The organism is Bacillus sp. KS1, from assembly GCF_020075515.1.
Lineage (GTDB): Bacteria > Bacillota > Bacilli > Bacillales > Bacillaceae > Bacillus > Bacillus velezensis.
The window spans coordinates 30671-47260 of the sequence record NZ_JACAWW010000022.1 but is presented as its reverse complement, the minus strand read 5'-3'; the positions used below and the strand labels follow the sequence as shown (position 1 = coordinate 47260).

Annotated in this window: 23 protein-coding genes; 9 read left to right on the top strand and 14 right to left on the bottom strand. The window is 48.8% G+C overall.

Annotated features, from left to right (window positions below; all coding sequences use genetic code 11):
- Positions 1-25: 25 nt before the first annotated feature.
- Positions 26-1015, bottom strand: coding sequence for a type I asparaginase (locus HWY38_RS16825; RefSeq protein WP_003153321.1), 990 nt, complete (start codon positions 1013-1015; stop codon positions 26-28).
- Between the two features lie 176 nt (positions 1016-1191).
- Here HWY38_RS16825 and HWY38_RS16820 point away from each other — a divergent pair, with 176 nt between their 5' ends.
- A complete protein-coding gene (locus HWY38_RS16820; protein WP_007409399.1) occupies positions 1192-1545 on the top strand; it encodes a helix-turn-helix domain-containing protein in 354 nt (117 codons plus the stop codon).
- Positions 1546-1556: 11 nt separating this feature from the next.
- Here HWY38_RS16820 and HWY38_RS16815 read toward each other — a convergent pair whose 3' ends face one another.
- Both HWY38_RS16815 and HWY38_RS16810 read right to left on the bottom strand, forming a co-directional pair.
- Positions 1557-2720 (bottom strand): TIGR00375 family protein, encoded by a 1164-nt coding sequence (locus HWY38_RS16815; RefSeq protein ID WP_224182298.1) that lies wholly within the window; start codon positions 2718-2720, stop codon positions 1557-1559.
- Positions 2720-3274: an NUDIX hydrolase gene (locus HWY38_RS16810; RefSeq protein WP_003153317.1), complete on the bottom strand. Its 555-nt coding sequence runs from the start codon at positions 3272-3274 to the stop codon at positions 2720-2722. Before HWY38_RS16810 ends, HWY38_RS16815 begins: the two co-directional genes overlap by 1 nt.
- Before the next feature lie 78 nt (positions 3275-3352).
- On the opposite strand from HWY38_RS16810, the gene mciZ reads away from it, so the two are divergent.
- Positions 3353-3475, top strand: coding sequence for a Z-ring formation inhibitor MciZ (gene mciZ, locus HWY38_RS16805; RefSeq protein ID WP_003153315.1), 123 nt, complete (start codon positions 3353-3355; stop codon positions 3473-3475).
- A gap of 62 nt (positions 3476-3537) precedes the next feature.
- A complete protein-coding gene (locus HWY38_RS16800) occupies positions 3538-4458 on the top strand; it encodes an aldo/keto reductase (RefSeq protein WP_224182241.1) in 921 nt (306 codons plus the stop codon).
- 31 nt (positions 4459-4489) lie between these two features.
- On the opposite strand, the gene HWY38_RS16795 is transcribed toward HWY38_RS16800, so the two are convergent.
- On the bottom strand, positions 4490-4714 hold the full coding sequence (locus HWY38_RS16795) for a YqkE family protein (RefSeq protein WP_007409396.1): 225 nt from the start codon (positions 4712-4714) through the stop codon (positions 4490-4492).
- 122 nt (positions 4715-4836) lie between these two features.
- On the opposite strand from HWY38_RS16795, the gene HWY38_RS16790 reads away from it, so the two are divergent.
- Positions 4837-5751, top strand: coding sequence for an alpha/beta hydrolase (locus tag HWY38_RS16790; protein ID WP_224182240.1), 915 nt, complete (start codon positions 4837-4839; stop codon positions 5749-5751).
- 38 nt (positions 5752-5789) lie between these two features.
- Here HWY38_RS16790 and HWY38_RS16785 read toward each other — a convergent pair whose 3' ends face one another.
- The 5 genes from HWY38_RS16785 to HWY38_RS16765 all read right to left on the bottom strand — a co-directional run bounded on the left by HWY38_RS16785 (position 5790) and on the right by HWY38_RS16765 (position 8229).
- Positions 5790-6029 (bottom strand): DUF2552 family protein, encoded by a 240-nt coding sequence (locus tag HWY38_RS16785; protein ID WP_003153307.1) that lies wholly within the window; start codon positions 6027-6029, stop codon positions 5790-5792.
- Entirely contained in the window at positions 6004-6366 is a 363-nt protein-coding gene (locus tag HWY38_RS16780; RefSeq protein ID WP_014305346.1) for an iron-sulfur cluster biosynthesis family protein, read from the bottom strand. The genes HWY38_RS16785 and HWY38_RS16780 overlap by 26 nt, the downstream gene beginning before the upstream one ends.
- A gap of 71 nt (positions 6367-6437) precedes the next feature.
- On the bottom strand, positions 6438-7406 hold the full coding sequence (locus HWY38_RS16775; protein ID WP_224182239.1) for a GNAT family N-acetyltransferase: 969 nt from the start codon (positions 7404-7406) through the stop codon (positions 6438-6440).
- Positions 7403-7747, bottom strand: a complete 345-nt coding sequence (locus HWY38_RS16770) for an antibiotic biosynthesis monooxygenase family protein (protein ID WP_224182238.1) — start codon at positions 7745-7747, stop codon at positions 7403-7405. The genes HWY38_RS16775 and HWY38_RS16770 overlap by 4 nt, the downstream gene beginning before the upstream one ends.
- Positions 7748-7758: 11 nt before the next feature.
- On the bottom strand, positions 7759-8229 hold the full coding sequence (locus HWY38_RS16765) for a GNAT family N-acetyltransferase (protein ID WP_007612374.1): 471 nt from the start codon (positions 8227-8229) through the stop codon (positions 7759-7761).
- A 215-nt stretch (positions 8230-8444) separates the two neighbouring features.
- Here HWY38_RS16765 and HWY38_RS16760 point away from each other — a divergent pair, with 215 nt between their 5' ends.
- From HWY38_RS16760 to HWY38_RS16740, 5 genes are all read left to right on the top strand, one after another.
- A complete protein-coding gene (locus tag HWY38_RS16760) occupies positions 8445-9671 on the top strand; it encodes a DNA polymerase IV (RefSeq protein ID WP_038459040.1) in 1227 nt (408 codons plus the stop codon).
- Positions 9672-9686: 15 nt separating this feature from the next.
- Positions 9687-10031, top strand: coding sequence for a YolD-like family protein (locus HWY38_RS16755; protein ID WP_224182237.1), 345 nt, complete (start codon positions 9687-9689; stop codon positions 10029-10031).
- A 100-nt stretch (positions 10032-10131) separates the two neighbouring features.
- Positions 10132-10338, top strand: a complete 207-nt coding sequence (locus HWY38_RS16750) for a YqzH family protein (protein WP_003153294.1) — start codon at positions 10132-10134, stop codon at positions 10336-10338.
- Between the two features lie 73 nt (positions 10339-10411).
- Entirely contained in the window at positions 10412-11482 is a 1071-nt protein-coding gene (locus HWY38_RS16745; protein ID WP_130570835.1) for an AI-2E family transporter, read from the top strand.
- Between the two features lie 90 nt (positions 11483-11572).
- Positions 11573-11740 carry a DUF4083 family protein gene (locus tag HWY38_RS16740; protein WP_007612383.1) on the top strand — a complete coding sequence of 56 codons (168 nt, stop codon included), beginning with the start codon at positions 11573-11575 and terminating at the stop codon, positions 11738-11740.
- Position 11741: 1 nt separating this feature from the next.
- Here HWY38_RS16740 and HWY38_RS16735 read toward each other — a convergent pair whose 3' ends face one another.
- The 5 genes from HWY38_RS16735 to HWY38_RS16715 all read right to left on the bottom strand — a co-directional run bounded on the left by HWY38_RS16735 (position 11742) and on the right by HWY38_RS16715 (position 16298).
- Positions 11742-12131 carry a VOC family protein gene (locus tag HWY38_RS16735; RefSeq protein ID WP_224182297.1) on the bottom strand — a complete coding sequence of 130 codons (390 nt, stop codon included), beginning with the start codon at positions 12129-12131 and terminating at the stop codon, positions 11742-11744.
- A 24-nt stretch (positions 12132-12155) separates the two neighbouring features.
- Complete coding sequence (coaA, locus tag HWY38_RS16730; protein WP_003153290.1) at positions 12156-13115, bottom strand: type I pantothenate kinase; 960 nt, start codon at positions 13113-13115, stop codon at positions 12156-12158.
- Positions 13116-13190: 75 nt separating this feature from the next.
- The gene (gene dsdA, locus HWY38_RS16725; protein ID WP_224182236.1) at positions 13191-14540 is read right to left on the bottom strand and encodes a D-serine ammonia-lyase; all 1350 of its coding nucleotides are present in this window, start codon (positions 14538-14540) and stop codon (positions 13191-13193) included.
- Positions 14541-14556: 16 nt separating this feature from the next.
- The gene (locus HWY38_RS16720) at positions 14557-15333 is read right to left on the bottom strand and encodes an SDR family NAD(P)-dependent oxidoreductase (protein ID WP_017418085.1); all 777 of its coding nucleotides are present in this window, start codon (positions 15331-15333) and stop codon (positions 14557-14559) included.
- A gap of 5 nt (positions 15334-15338) precedes the next feature.
- On the bottom strand, positions 15339-16298 hold the full coding sequence (locus HWY38_RS16715) for an MBL fold metallo-hydrolase (protein ID WP_224182235.1): 960 nt from the start codon (positions 16296-16298) through the stop codon (positions 15339-15341).
- Positions 16299-16590: the final 292 nt, after the last annotated feature.

Sequence of the window (16590 nt, the reverse complement as noted above, 5' to 3'; positions counted from 1 at the left end):
CTTTCTCTTTGTGGTAGTCATGTTTTTACAGTACAACGTCGTCTGCGATCGGTGTCTCCATAATGTTTTTGACTTCAGCCAAGTTGTGAGACTGGCCGAGCGCCCACATTAATTTCGGCACGATGGCTTCCGTGTTCATATTTCTGGAGCGGATAATAAGATCTTGATTGACTCTTCGGCCGACTTCATAGACGCTCATGTCCTCTCCTTCTTCAAGACATTGTGTCGTAATGACGACGACAATGCCGCTTTCAATCATTTCATTGACTTTGGCGAGAATGTCTCTTCCTTCAAACGGCACGCCGCCGCTGCCGTAGCTTTCAATGACGATTCCTTTGTACATGCCCTTTAATGCGTCAAACATTTCCGGTTTCAGCCCCGGGTGGAGCTTGAGCAGGCACACGTCCGTGCAAAGTGAAGTATTGACCGTAAAAGCATCGTCTTTTGGCATGTGCACTTGTTTGTTGTATTCAATTCCGTTTTCGGTAATAAACGCGATATACGGATAGTTAATGCTCTCAAATGCATCATAGCTTTTCGTTCTTAATTTAATGGCGCGTGTGCCTTGAATGACTCTGCCGTCAAATACGACGTATACGCCGCCCACCCCTTCACATGCGAAGCGGATCGCGTCCGTGATATTTTTTTTGGCATCGGTTTTTTGAAATGTAATCGGGATTTGCGAACCCGTAATGACGATCGGTTTATCAGCATGCTGAAGCATATAAGACAGTGCCGCTGATGTATAAGCCATTGTGTCTGTTCCGTGCGTAATGACGAACCCGTCATATGCGTCATACTTTTCTTTGACAGCATTTGCGATTTCGGCCCAGTATTCAGGCTGCATATTTGTGCTGTCGATGTTCATTAACGAATGGGTTTCCATCGTGTAATCGTTATCAAGTTTTGATACGTAGGTTAACAATTCGTCTGCTTTCACCCCGGGTGCAAGCCCGTTTTCTCCTTCGACTGAGGCGATTGTTCCTCCGGTTGTTAACAGCAATAATTTTTTCATACCCTGCACCTCTTCATCCATTTCTCAAGATGTGTTAAGCATTCGCTTTTCGCATACTTTTAATCAAATTATAGACAGACGAATGAAATTAATCAAGTGATTATTATTCAATTCGCGTACACTTTTGCATATCGATATGATATAATTTGCTCAAGTGAAAAGGAGCGGTTTTGAATATGAATTTAGATCGTTTAACTGAACTGAGAAAAAAGAAAAATTGGTCTCTTCAATATACGGCTGACCGTCTCGGCATCGCCAAAAGCACGTACGCCGGGTATGAATCAGGATACCGGCGTCCGTCATTCGAGGCGCTGGGCACGCTTGCCGATCTGTTTGACACGACGTGCGACGATTTATTGGGGCGCACTGAAAAAAAGGCGGAGCCGTTTGCCCAGACCATCGAATTAACAAACGCCGCACAAGGCCGCGGCACACTGACCGTTGACGGACAGCCGCTTAACCAGGATGAAATCATCGAATTGATTGCGTTTGTCCGCACGAAAAAGAAGGTGCAGGAGGAGCTCCGCTAAAAAACCGGCTTTTACGGCTTGATTCTGCCGTACGTCCCTCCGCCCCCGGCCTCAAGGACGAGCTGCCCGGTGCGCGCTTTATGAATGACAGCCGCTATTTTAGGCTGGACGACACGCGCCAATTCCTCTTCTTGCGCCTGATGAAGAATCGCCATCTCCGTTCCGAAAGCCCGCTTCAGTTCTTCTAACGTTTTTGGCCCGACTCCGGGAATGAACTGCAGCGGGATTTGATGAATATACGGCGGCCGCGGCACGCGGCTTTTTTTCGGTCCGCTCAGTTCCTCCAGCCGTTCACTGACCCCTTTTGTCATTGTTTTCCCCCCGCACTCCGGACATGCGGAAGCTCCTTTTTCAATCGGGCTGCCGCAGCGGTCGCAAGCCGTCCGGTAATACTTCCCGAGCTTCGGGTTCAGCCCGTAATTCGCCGTGATTTTTCTTCCGTCCTTCCCTTTTAAAGCCAGCGAAAATTCCGTGAAATTCGCTTCTTTAAGAAGCATTTCATTATATTCTCTGCCGATTTTTCCTAAGGAATGCGCATCAGAATTTGTTAAAAATGTATACGGATCAAGTTCTGTTACCCGCGAAGCCATGTCGGTGTCACAGCTTAACCCGAGTTCCGCCGCATCAATGAGCGCCGGGTCGAAAACTTCTGTCAAAGAAGATAGGACCCCTTTTCCGTACAGGCTTTTATGCGGGGTGAACATATGGGCGGGAATAAACAGCCCGCCCAATTCCTTTGTTTTCCTTTGAAGATTCAAACCGGTTTCATAAATGCGCTGGGAACTGAGATGGATATTTTTAAGCCTTTTTGCGAGCCACTCAGAAAACATCTTCATTTCGGCAAGAGCCGGCATAAAGACGAGAACGTGAATCGGCCCGCGGCATGTGTGATCATAGATTTCAAGCTCACTGCCCAACAGAAGCGTCGTATTCCGATACCGGATGCCGCCTTCTTTCAGCTCACGGTATCTGCCTTCATCAATTCCGCGCTCGATTTCTTCTATGACTTCCGGGGAATGGCAGTCGATGATGCCCAATAGTTCAATTCCCTTCCCCTCACTGGCTTCTTCTAAAATCCGGTGCAGCGTCAACGTTTTGGCCCCGGTGATTTTGACCGGTTTTCCCGTATAGGTGCGGCCGATATGAATATGCAGATCCGCATAGATGGTTTTCATCATTTTTCCTTCAGCGCTTCTTTCAGCTGGAGATACTGAATCGCGTACGCCGTTTTTGCGTCATACACCCTGCGGGATTCAATCAGCTTCACGGCCTCTTCAAGCGTGACCTGCATGACTTCGACAAATTCATCCTCATCCAGCTCTCGTTTTTCTTCCAGCGGCGAAAGCCCTTCCGCAAGAAAGAGATGCACGATTTCATCAGCAAACCCGGGTGATGTATAAAAAGCGGTGATTTTCGTCAAGGTTTCCGCCGTATATCCCGTTTCTTCCTCGAGCTCTCTTAACGCCGTATGTTCCGGCTCTTCCCCCTTTTCAAGCTTCCCGGCCGGAATTTCAACGATTGTCCGTTCCAGCGGCTTTCTGAACTGGTTCACCAAAATGATTTTTCCTTCCTCAGTCACCGCCAGTACGGCCACCGCTCCCGGATGTTTGACGATTTCCCGCTTGCTTGTTTTTCCGTTCGGGAGCTCTACATCCTCTAAGTAAAGATCTATGACTTTCCCGTCATACAGCTTTTTTTTCGCAAGTGTTTTTTCTTCTAAATGTTTCATCATGTCATCTCCCGTTCTGTCTCTCTATTATGCCTCATATATTTTATCATACATGCATGAGAGGGAGGTGCTTTTCGATTGAAGGTGTACCGGAAGGATAAGAGTATCGTATTGGTCGGAAAGGCGTGGGAAGTGCGGGCTAAACTGAAAGAATACGGACGGACATTCCGCTATGTCGGAGATTGGATCACCGGGCCTTAACAGTTGAAAACTTCGCGCCTTTATATTACGGTCAATAAAAGACTATAAAAAGGAGCGAAACGATGAGAAAACGCACACTGGGACATTCTGATTTAGAAATAAGCGAAATCGGGCTCGGCTGTATGTCGCTGGGCACGGATAAAGCTAAAGCGCTGTCTATTTTGGATGAAGCGATCGAGCTTGGAATCAATTATTTAGATACCGCTGATCTTTATGATTTCGGCAGAAATGAGGAAATTGTCGGGGAGGCCGTCAAAAACCGCAGGCACGACATCATTTTAGCCACGAAAGCCGGAAACCGCTGGAATGATGATAAAGACGGCTGGCATTGGGACGCTTCCAAAGGATACATAAAAGAAGCGGTCAAAAACAGCCTGCGCCGGCTGAAAACGGACTATATCGACCTTTATCAGCTGCATGGCGGCACGATGGAAGATCATATTGACGAAACGATCGAAGCATTTGAGGACTTAAAACAGGAAGGTGTCATCCGGTATTACGGCATTTCCTCGATTCGTCCGAATGTTATTAAAGAATATGTGAAAAAATCAAATATCACCAGCGTTATGATGCAATACAGCCTGCTGGACCGGCGTCCCGAGGAGTGGCTTCCCCTTTTAGAGGAGAACGGAATCAGCGTAGTCGCAAGAGGGCCTGTCGCTAAAGGGCTTCTTACGGAAAAACCGCTTGATCAAGCGGCCGCAAGCGTAAAAGAGAACGGCTATTTAACATATTCTTTTGCAGAACTGGCAAAAACCAAAAAAGCGATCAGCGCTGCCGCACCTGACTTGAGCATGACGGAGCTTTCTCTTCAATACTTACTGTCACAGCCGGCCGTCGCTTCTGTCATCACCGGAGCCAGCTCACTTGAGCAGCTGAGAGAAAACTGTTCGGCTGCAGAGGCCCGGCGTTTAAGCAGCCGGGAAATCAAAACCCTGCAATCTCATACAAAACGGGACGTATACGAAGCCCATCGTTCTTAAACAATAAACCGGCACCTTTTCAGATGCCGGTTTATTTATATTTGTGCCAATCGAGACTGCTTTCGTTCAGCAGCTCTTCAAAGCTTTTATGTTTTTCTTTTTCTTTTCGTTTTCTGATTTGTTCCGCCTTTTGCTGCGCCTGTTTTTTCTCGTCTTCTTCCTTCAGCTCACTTTTCATTTGCAAAAGCCTGGCCTTCAGATCTTCCTCCAGATCGTCTTTTAAGCTGTGTTTTTCTTTAGGCAGCTGTTTTTTCATCATTACGCCCCCCGTATCTGAATATGGTGAGGCAAGTGTACCACGGAGCGCCGGAGGCCGGCAACGTTCACGGTCCTGAAAAGCCGGAGGAAGGATTTTTCATATTAAAGGAGGGCACCTGTGTGAAAAAATGGCTGGCGGTGTTCGGTTCGGCTTGCGCAGTCTTTTTGGCTGCCGGATTCGCTTTTACGAATCTGATTATGTTTATGAAGAAAAAGACGGATGAAGAAATCATGAAAAGAGAAACGGCGGACGGGCATGACAGATTTGATTCCTTTCAGGCCATGGAAAAAGAAGAGGCCGTCATCTTGTCACGCCACGGATATGAGATCAGAGGCTTTTACATCGCCCCGCATCACACGGCAAACACCATGATTATTTGTCACGGCGTTACCGTAAATTCGTTCAATTCATTGAAATACATGGATTTATTTTTAGATTCAGGCTGGAATGTGCTCGTATATGACCACCGCGGGCACGGAAAAAGCGGCGGCAGAACGACGAGCTACGGCTATTTTGAAAAAGATGATTTGGAAGAAGCCGTGAATTGGGTGAGACACAAAACCGGAGACGTCGGTCAAATCGGCATCCACGGGGAATCGATGGGAGCGGTGACGGCCTTATTATACGCGGGCGGGCATCAGGATGAAAACGGCGCTGATTTTTATATTGCGGACTGTCCGTTCGCAAGCTTTCGCGATCAGCTCGCCTACAGGCTGAAGCGGGAGTTCCGGCTGCCTCCGTGGCCGCTTCTGCCTTTGGCTGATTTCTTTTTGCGGATGAGAGAAGGATACCGTATCCCTGATGTATCTCCTCTATCGGTTATCAGCCGAATCCGGCAGCCCGTGCTGTTTATTCACAGTAAGGAAGATGATTATATACCTCCCGCTTCTTCCGAATTGCTGCACCGCAGAAAACGCGGCCCTAAGATGCTCTATCTGGCCGAATCGGGCGGGCATGCCATGTCGTACACTAAAAATCCGGAGAGCTACCGTAAAGCCGTTCAAACCTTTTTAGATACCATGACGCAAACGTAAAAAAGCGAAAGAACGTATGCTGTTCTTTCGCTTTCCTATCATAAAACGTCGGTAATCCCGTCCATATTTTCTCCGATCCAGTCAATGGCGAGGTCGATTGTCGTAAACTCCTGCGCTTTGAAGGTCATCTCATCCTGAAGCAGCCAGACATCCTTCTGAACGGATTCAGCGCCTCCAATAGACCAGTGCAGCAGACTGTACGGGTGGTTGTTGTTCAGAAAGGATACCCACGTTTTATGCTGTGCCGTCTGTTTAATGGCTTTCAGCTTTTGATTCACTTTCCGTTTCTCCCTGCTTTACTAATATGCTCATTCTCGGGCTCAGCATCTCTGCCGGGCTTTTTAAGACGAGCGTTTTTGCCTTTTCATTGTAATCGATTGTCATTTCCTCGTCAAAAAACACTTTTTGTGAGGTCTGGATGTAAAGCGGAAGTCCGTTGGTTTCAATGGCTTCGCATTGTCCCGTTAATTCGTCCGCCAGCCAGATGGTCGGCACACCGCTCACCGCGCACCCGCAGCCTTCTGCGTCATAGCGGAGCTGCGCTTTTTTCCCCGGGTTGGCGTCCATCGCCTGCTGAAGTGTGTGTTTCGCCGCATCCGTCACATGTATTTGCATAGATGATCCTCCGTTTTTCATTTTCGCCATTGTAGCATACCGAGCCGCTGTATGCATTGTTTCTGCTTTCTTTACAGCAGCCCGCTCTCCCAGTCCTTTGCCTCTTGTTCAGCCGCCTTGATCCAGTCATTTTTCCCTTCACTATACTTTGCCATATCGTATGGGTATGTCTCAGCGAGGTGCCGTTTCAGTTCCATGTATTGAGCCGCTTTTTCAGGCTTTGCGGTGAGGTAATCCCGGAACAGCAGATGACGCTTCACGTCCGGATGGCCTGTTTCGTATATGTGGACGTGGTGTGTGCGCTTGTTGCCGCCTTTTTGAAAGAAACGCCGGCCCTCTATCCCGTTTTCCCCTTTCGCCTCATAGCCGAGTGCTTCCAGCTGCGGACTGAATCGGTCAGCGTCCGAAATATCTTTGACCTCCGCCAGTATATCGATGACGGGTTTGGCGGCCATCTGCGGGATGGAGGTGCTGCCGATGTGGCTGACAGAATGAAGTGCTGCGCTGAAGATTCGGATCAAGTCCGTCTTCTCTCTTTCAAACATTTCTTTCCATTCCGGCTTGTACGGAACAACTTCCGCTTTCCTCTTCGGATAAAGATGAAAAAACGAGAGGGTCAGCCCTTCCGGCGTCTCTATCTGTCCGGCTTCTGTGAACCCGGTTTTTAAATAGAGAGAGACTGCCGGAACGTTTTGGCTGGCGGTTGCCGCCTCTATTTTTTGGGCGTCCCGGTTCTCGTCTATCACAAATTGAATAAGCGCCCGTCCGATTCCTTTCCGAAAGCCTGAAGGATGCACCGTCAGCCTGCATATGACAAGGTCATATCCCTTTTTTTCATACGAAATGACGCCTGCAAGCTGATCTTTTTCCTTGAAACCGGCAAACGTCTCCCGTGACCGCTGTATATCATCGGGTGTTTCATGCAGGGCGGGAATGCCGAAAAAGCCGATCAGCTCGGCTTCTTTTTGATAAGAGCAGCGCTGAACCGCCGCAATTTCCCGCGCGGTCTGTTCTTGTGTATGTTGTAAAAATGTAATCAATCTTCCGCCCCTTTTGACGCAAACATCCGCTGTGACTCCGTCTTCGTAATGCGGACCGCGTACGCTTCATACCAGGCGGTTTTTCCTTTTTGTTTTGCCGCCTGGTGGTCAGTATGATCTTTCCACCTTTTAATCGCCTTCAGGCTGTCCCAGTAGGAAACCGTGATGCCGCAGCCGTTTTCCTCCCGAACGCTTTCCGCGCCTAAAAAGCCCGGCTGTCCGCCTGCCAAATTCATCATGCGCTCTGCCGTATGTTCATATTCCTCATCATATTTTCCCTTTATTGATGAAAAAATGACCGCATAGTAGGGCGGTTTGGGCGTGTCAGCTAAAAAACCCATATTCATCCCCCTCATATGTATTTCACAAACAGAATCCGGTCTTCTCCCGGACCGTCATAATTCGCAAAAACAGGGATTCCGTTTACGGTTTTGGTTCCTTTTTCAACTTCAAAGCCTAATTTTGTATGATAAGCGATTGATACTTTATTGACAGGTGCCGTCACGCAATTGACTTTTGTGCAGCCCCTTTTCTTCACCGTCTCCATAAATCGGTCGTAGAGCTGTTTTCCAATTTGCATTTTTCTGAAATCCGGATGCACACCCGAAAAATGAATGTAGGCTGTCTCAGGGTCTGATTGCGACTGAAACCCGATTAAAAAACCGGTCATTCCCTCCGGCCCGTACGTGATAAAGCTTGTGTCCTGAAAATGTTCAAAAAACAAGCGCGGCAGTTTGTCTTTCATCTGCCTGCCGCCCCACCATTCATTCAAAACAGACGTAACCATTTCATAGTCTTCAGAGGTAATTGTTCGAATATCCATTATCGATTGACTCTCCTTTTCGTCCGGCAAAATGAATGTCTGCTCTTCTCATTGGAATATAAAAAATTATATGTGGGTTGTTTGCAATTGTAAATGATTTCTTTTCAAGCAAACGAATCAGCACGTCTTCCAGCCGGGGAATGATTTACCAGTATAAACGTGATCATTGTTCGGGTACAATGAAAAACAGAACAAACGTTCCCGGAGGTTTTTTTATGGCTGATATTCTTCTTGTTGATATGCAATCGTTTTATGCGTCTGTGGAAAAAGCGGAAGCGCCTCATCTCAAAAGCCGACCCGTGATTGTCTCGGGAGATCCCGAAAGACGCAGCGGCGTTGTGCTTGCGGCTTGTCCGCTCGCCAAAAGATACGGCGTAAAAAATGCCGAACGGCTGTGGGAAGCGCAGGCCAAATGTCCCGACGCCGTTATTGTCCGTCCAAGGATGCAGCGGTATATTGATGTATCCGTCATGATTACCGAACTGTTTGAACGGTATACCGATCTTGTAGAACCCTACTCCATCGATGAGCAGTTTCTCGACGTGACCGGAAGCAGGCGGCTGTTCGGTGATCCTTTTACAATTGCCGAAAGCATTCAGCAAGCGATTATGCGTGAATTCGGAATTTATGCCCGTGTCGGCATCGGGCCGAATAAGGCGCTCGCGAAAATGGCTTGCGACCATTTTGCCAAAAAAAACGCATCCGGCATCCACAGATTGGATATGTCAAATATCAGGCAGGATCTGTGGCCGCTGCCGGTCGGAAAATTATTCGGCATCGGAAAACGGATGGAGCATCATTTAAGACGGATGGGCATCAGCACAATCGGCGGGCTTGCCGGGCACCCCGCCGAATTGCTGAAAAAACGCTGGGGCATTAACGGCGAATTGCTTCAGCGGACAGCCCGCGGCATCGATCCCTCTCCGGTCACCGTCAACACGCACAGCCGGCAAAAAGCGATCGGCCATAACATGACCCTCCCGAAAGACTACAGCCGCTTTGAGGATATTAAAGTCGTGCTGCTGGAGTTAAGCGAAGAAGTGGCCCGCCGCGCCCGTTTCAAACAATACATCGGCCATACGGTTTCGGTCAGCATCAGAGGCGCTGATTTTGAGTTCCCTTCAGGTTTTCACAGACAGAGAAAGCTGGTGTCTCCGACTAATTTCGGAATGGATATTTTTAAAGCGGCGGTCAAGCTCTTCAAAGAGCATTGGAACGGTGAGCCCGTCCGCAGCGCCGGCGTCTCCCTTTCCCAGCTGGAGCCCTGTGATTATGTTCAGCTGAGCCTGTTCGATGCTCAGGAAAAAAAGATCAGTCTCGGCAAAGTATTGGATGATATTCATGAGCGGTACGGCCCTGCGTCGCTCCTCCATGCCGCTTCACTGACAGAGGCCGGCCAAGCCTTTCACCGGGCTGAAAAAATCGGCGGGCACTACAAATAATTTGAGGTGATATACATGAATCCGAACAAATTAACACCCGGGTATAATGTCATGTGGGAATCAAGCCGGATGATGCTGCCCGAACATCGGGAGCAGCTGCTTGCAAAAAAACGAAAAGAACGGGAATTCCGGCCTCCGGAACTGAGCGAAGAGCAACTGAACGACATGAACCGCATCATTGCGGCGTCGATTGAAGAAGACAGGGCCATCTCGGTCACCTACGCTTCAGCACACGGTCCCCGCCGCTTTTGGGGATGGGTAAAACAAGTGAGGCATGACGAAAAACGTTTAAAAATCATAAACGATGAAGATGTGTTAACGCTGCCGTTTCATCGTATTCTCTCAGCTGAATTGGAATAAAAATCCTGCCCCAGCCTGACAGAAAATATGATAGAAGAGTGGGAGGATCACATGATATTTAGTAGAATAAAGAGGAATGACAAGAATAGGAGAATATATGATGGATCAATTTATAGAAAAAATGCTGGGACAAGCCCTCCGCCAGTATGGACGGAATGTGTCGACAGATCCGCTGAGCCCCTATGAAAAACAGAGTTTAAAAAAAGCTTTAGAAGAAAGAAGGAATGAAGAACCCGATGAGGATCTCCATGCCCATGTAGAAGATATTATCTACGATTACGTCACCAATCAGGGGCAGTTTTCCTGACACGGACGTTTATGCACCGGGCGATAAGGGAAACGTCCGAGAGTAAACCCTTAAAGATTGCGTGGTGCAGGATATGCCTATCGGGCCTTATTTCAGGATCGGCTATGCCGTTCTTCTGTTATTTCTCATCATTTATCTCGGAACATTAATAGACTTTTTGTTCCAGCCTGTTGTGATTACGGTTAAAACCTTGTTTCCGCCTATTGTATTATCGGGCGTCCTCTACTATTTGTGCCGCCCGCTCGTCAGACTGCTGCATGCGAAATTAAAGCTGCCCGAAGGAATCGCGATTTTAGCGATTTATGCGGGAACAGCCGGTCTTTTTGTCCTCTTCCTTTATACGGCGGGCCCTGCCGTTCAAAAACAGTTTACAGCCTTCACAGATCATATTCCGGAGCTTTCCGCAAAAGCTGAAAATTGGATCGGGCATCTTCAGGACAGCAAATGGTTTTCCCGGCTTCAGCATGGGGATTCCTTTAAAAAATTAGCGGACAAAGCCGCAAATTATTCCGGTTCAATCGCTGATTCTCTCAGCAGCCTGGCCGGTACGGCTGCCAATGCCGCCATCACCGCCGCCATTATTCCGTTTGCGCTGTATTACATGTTAAAAGAAGGAAACAAAGCCCCCCGGCGACTGCTGCGGCTTCTTCCGGAAAAACATCAAAAAGAAGGAAAACAAATCCTTCAGGACATGGATGAAGCTCTCAGTTCATACATACAAGGACAGCTGCTCGTCAGTTTTTGTGTCGGCGTACTCGTCACAATCGGCTATTTTATAATCGGGCTCGATTATCCGCTCGTTCTGGGCGCGTTCGCCATGGTGACAAACCTGATTCCGTTTATCGGACCTTGGATCGGCACATTTCCCGGAGTCATTGTCGGATTGTTCGATTCACCGACCGAGGCGGTGCTGGTGATTACGGTCGTCGTCATTGTCCAGCAGCTTGAAAGCCAGCTGATTTCCCCGCAAATTATGGGACGGAAGCTGGACATTCACCCGCTGACCATTATTTTTCTTCTGCTTGCCGCCGGCAAATTCTCAGGAATTGCCGGGATGCTGCTGGCCATTCCGGGATATGCGGCCGCAAAAGTGGTCATAAGCCACATGCAGAAACTATTCATTCTCAGAAAAAAACAAAGCTAAGAGAGAAATGATTCATCCCCATGTCTTCACACCGGTCAAAATGAAAAAACGGCGGGCTGAAGAAGCCCGCCGCACACGGAGGTAAAAAAGATGAACATCGGTGATGTCATTTTTCAATTGATTTCATTTATTGCAGCCGCGGTTTTCCTGTTTGCCGTGATATACGTATTCAGAAGCTTGAAGCAGCGCCGCATACAATTGGACAGAATCGAAAAGAAACTCGACGCGCTGCGCGAAGAAAAAAACGAAAAGTTATAGTTCATTCAGAAGCAGGAGCAACGAGCTCCACTTTTATCCGATCCGGGTCCTCCGTGTATACGGCGTAATGCGTGCTTCCGCCTGCATATGGATGGCGGCCCCTGTAAAGCACGGGGCATCCTCTGGCAAGCAGCTTTTCTGTCATCTCGTCAACCTGCTCTCTTGATGCAGCATGAAAAGCCAGATGGTTCAGCCCGACCCGGCATCTGTGGTACTCCGGTGTTAAAAAACGCTCCTCTGTCTGTACAAGCACAACATAAAATCCTGCGTTTTTCCAGCTGATGCCGGAGTCCCAATTTTGAAATTCCCTATAACCGAGCTCACCTAAAAACCATCCCCAAAACCGGGCGGAGGCTTTCAAGTCAGATACATACAATTCAATATGATGCATCATAATATTCGCTTCCTCCTCACATCACACCCGCCTTACCAGCACCTCTTCAACTTTATGGCCGTCACCTTTTCTCAAAATCAAATCCGATCTGAATTTTGTCGGCAGGATATTTTCATACAGATTCGGCCGGTTGACGCTCTCCCAAATGGAGGCGGCCATGGTATCCGCTTCTGCATCAGACAAATCCTTAAATTTATGAAAATAAGAAGCCGGATCCTGAAAAGCGGTTTCTCTTAAGAGGCGGAAACGCTCCAAATACCACGTGAAAATCCGGCTTTCTTCGGCATCCACATAGATCGAAAAATCAAAGAAATCGGATACAAAAATCCGCGGATCTTCCCTGTCGTCCTCTAATGTCGGCGACTGCAGGACATTGATTCCTTCGATAATAACGATATCCGCACCTTCGACAACCTCGACGGCGCCCTCTTCCCTGTCATAGGTAAGATGGGAATATACGGGCGCCTCCACTCTCTCTTTCCCTGACTTTATATCGTTCAGAAATTCAAGCAGCGCTTTCACGTCGTAGCTTTCCGGGAATCCCTTTCTGGACAGAAGGTTTTTCCTTTTTAATTCCGCCGTCGGATACAAAAAACCGTCGGTTGTCACCAGGCTCACCTTCGGCCTGTCCGGCAGACGGGAAAGAAGCTTTTGCAAAATTCTCGCCGTCGTGCTTTTGCCGACGGCGACGCTGCCCGCGATTCCGATGATAAACGGGATTTTCGCTGAATGCGGATGCTTCAGAAACACATTGACATGCTGATTCCGTCTTGCGGCAGACGTGACATGAAGATGGAGCAGGCGCACAAGCGGAATGTAAATCGTTTCCACTTCTTCCACCGACAGGTAGTCATTCAGCCCCTCTACGGCCTTGGCCTCTTCCTCTGAAACGGCAATGGAAAGATGGCCGCCGAATCCTGCCCACGACTCGCGGCTGTGCTGCGTATACAATGTATGTAAGTTCAATTCTTTACTTTTCACAATTCACACCAATCTCTCTGTATGGCTTTCCGATAAAAAAACAAACGCTTACAAAGATTGTAACGGAAAACCGCTTCACTGTCTGCCCATTTTTTTCAAAAATGAGGAACCGATCCGGCTGTACTCTTCCATTTCCTCCTCCGGAACCATGCTTCCGCCGGTGCTCCACACAAGGTGCACGGCATTTTCCATCTCAAGCCCCCGCTCTTTTATATAACGGTTTCCGGCTTCGGTCTGAACGACCTTGACGGCTCCGGCCAGTCCGGCGAGTGCAGAGGGTTCAAGGCTCTTATTCTCGGCCGCCCTTAATAGATAAAGCAGCGAAAAAAGCGTGCCGTCATCGGCGGTATAACAGCCGCTGAGTATAGGTTCCATCAGAGGGCCGGCCAGTCCGGACGGCCTTCCCACCGCGAGTCCGTCGGCGGCCGTTTGATTATCAAGACCGATATCCTGCACGCTGATTCCGTCATGCAAGCCGGAAAACAGTCCTAACAGCATACACGGTGAATGCGTCGGCTCACCGAAAAAAATATGGACATGCTCGCCATAGATCAGCTTTAGCGCAAGTGCGACGCCGCCCGGGCCTCCTCCGACCCCGCACGGCAAATAAACGAAAAGCGGTTCATCTGCATCAGGCTTTATGTTCATTTGATCGAGCTGCTTTTTCACACGGCTTCCCGCAACGGCATACCCCAAAAACAGATCCCGGGAATGTTCATCATCAATAAAATAACAATAAGGGTCCTGCTTCGCCTGCATGCGCCCCTCTTTGACAGCCAGACTGTAGTCTGCTTCATATTCGATGACGCGAACTCCCTTTTCCCGGAGCAGCTCCTTTTTCCACTGCTTTGCGTCACTGGACATATGAACGGTCACACAAAAGCCGAGCTTCGCGCCGATTATGCCGATACTCAGACCTAAATTGCCCGTAGAGCCGACAGCTATAGAGTATTTTGAGAAAAAAGCGGTAAACCGTTCTTCAGTCAATATACTGTAATCGTCGTCTGCTGAGAGCATTCCCGCTTTTACCGCGAGATCTTCGGCATGCTTCAGCACTTCGTAAATCCCGCCGCGCGCTTTAATGGAGCCGGAAATCGGAAGTTCGTCGTCGCATTTCAAAAGCAGACGCCCGGGGAAAGCCTGAGCGGCGCTGTGTTCCAGATGCTTCTTCATTTCATTAATCAAGACAAGCGGAGATTCAATGAGGCCCCCCTCCGCTCCCGTCTCCGGAAAAGCCGACGCGATATAAGGCGCAAACCGGCGCAGCCTTTCTTCCGCTTCGGCAATCTCCTTTTTCCATTCAGCGCCATGCTTTACTGGATCATCGGTTTTATGCGGATTGATCCAAAATACTTCACGCGCCTCCGCCATTTGCCTGACTAAAGGCTCTGCCATCAATGCCTTGTGTATATCCCGGTCGGACATTCCTTTTTCCCCCTTGTTACTTTTTCTTTAATGCGCGGCCGGCCAGTTTTTCTGTAAACGATGGGAAAAGCTGATACAGCTTCGTCCCGAGGCTCATCCATCGCGGAAGATTCATTTCCCGTTTATCCGTCAGAATCACGGATGTAATGCGCTCTGCCACATGGTCGGCATCAAGCATCCATCTGCCGACGCTTTTCACATAACCGCCCTCTTTATCTGCAATTGTAAAGAAGTCTGTTTTGATCGGACCGGGATTAACCGTTGTCACGGCTACACCCGTACCGGCCAGCTCAAGCCGCAGCGCGTTGGAATACCCTAACACGGCGTGCTTCGTTGCAGAATAAAGGCTTGATTTCGGCGTCGCCAATTTGCCGGCCTGTGAGGCGATATTGATAATATGGCCGCTTTTCGCATGAAGCATCACAGGAAGACAGGCCTTCGTACAGGCGATTAATCCGAAGACGTTGACTTCAAACATTGCCTTCATATCATCCAAAGATGAATCAGCGGCCGTTTCAAAAATGCCGAAGCCGGCGTTGTTGATTAATACGTCAACATGACCGATCAAACGCCTTACGTTTTCAGCCTCTTCTGCATGCCGGACGTCAAACGGGATGACATCACACTGTCCGCCGCGCGCGGTAATCGTCTTTTTCACTTCCTGCAAGCGGTCCTCCCGCCTGGCGGATAAAAAAACATGAGCCCCTTCTGCCGCGCAGGAATATGCAAGCCGTTCTCCGAGTCCGCCGGATGCCCCGGTGATCCAAATCCGCTTATCCGTTAATCTGCCCATTTCCTTCACCCCTTCACAGCTTTAAACATCAGAGTATTTCCCGACTGAAAGGATACAGCCTTCCCTTCGGCGGCCAGCACGTCAAGATGGCCGATCGTTTCTGACATCGTTAAAAACAATTCATTTTCATACACAGCCGGAAACAGCCGCCGGCATACCTGGAAAGCCGTCAGTGTTTCCTCTGACAACAGGCGCAGCACATATTCCGACCGGTTTCTCTGTTTTTCAAGCCGCCTGTCAAAAGCAGGCTTTACGTCTGTCAGCAGATCGCCGTGTCCCGGATATAAAAAGGACGGGTTTACGTCATACAGCCGCTTCATTGAGTTCAAGTAGTCGAGCATCGGGGCCGCGCGCACGCCCCCCTTTTCCGGAGCTTCCAGAATCGGATTGGTGGAGCTGTTGGACAAAAGCAGATCACCGCTGAACATTTCACCGCTTTTTTCATGGTAGAGCGCAATGTGAGAAGCGGCATGACCCGGGATTTCGAGCACCGTCCAGCCGTTAAGCCCGTCAATTTTTCCGCCTTCCCTCACTGTTTTCGTTAACGGACGGTTTGCAGAAAATAAGTATGACAGCTTAACTGTTTTATGTATGTCTTCAGGCGTCAGGGGAACGTCCATTTCAGTCATAAGCGACAGAAAAAAGTCCTCCTGCCGGGCGATATACGACTGATCCTGAGTAATGTACCTGTCATTCAGCGGATGCCCGATCACTTCCGTATCCTCAGAAAAAAGGTGCAGCAGACCCGAATGATCTGCGTGATGATGAGTGAGCACCACCTGTTCTATATCCGCCGCAGAAACCCCGTGTTCCTTAAGCTGCAATGAGAGCGATTCAGCCGCTTCCTTTGTATTCGGTCCGCAATCAATAAGGGTTAAGGCTTCATCTTTTACTAAATAAACGATAACGTCGCCGACTGCAAACGGAGTCGGCACACGTATCGGAATGATCTTTCTCGCTGCCATGTTTACGCTCCTTCGTTCTTTTCATTCCTGAATAATCATATTTTAGCGTTTTCTTTTCACTGTGTCATTATTGCCGCATATCGGAAAAAAAGATTGACATCCCGCTCTTGCGCATAGCATAATGAACAACAAACTAGAAAACACGGAACGCGATGACGAGGAACTAGTATATAAACAACGGCAGCAGAGAGCAATGTCCCCGGCTGAAAGACATTGCGGCCCTCTTGTTTACAGAACCTGCCCTCAGAGCGGTTAGGAAAACCTAAACGTATCCCCTCGTTACGGGATTTGA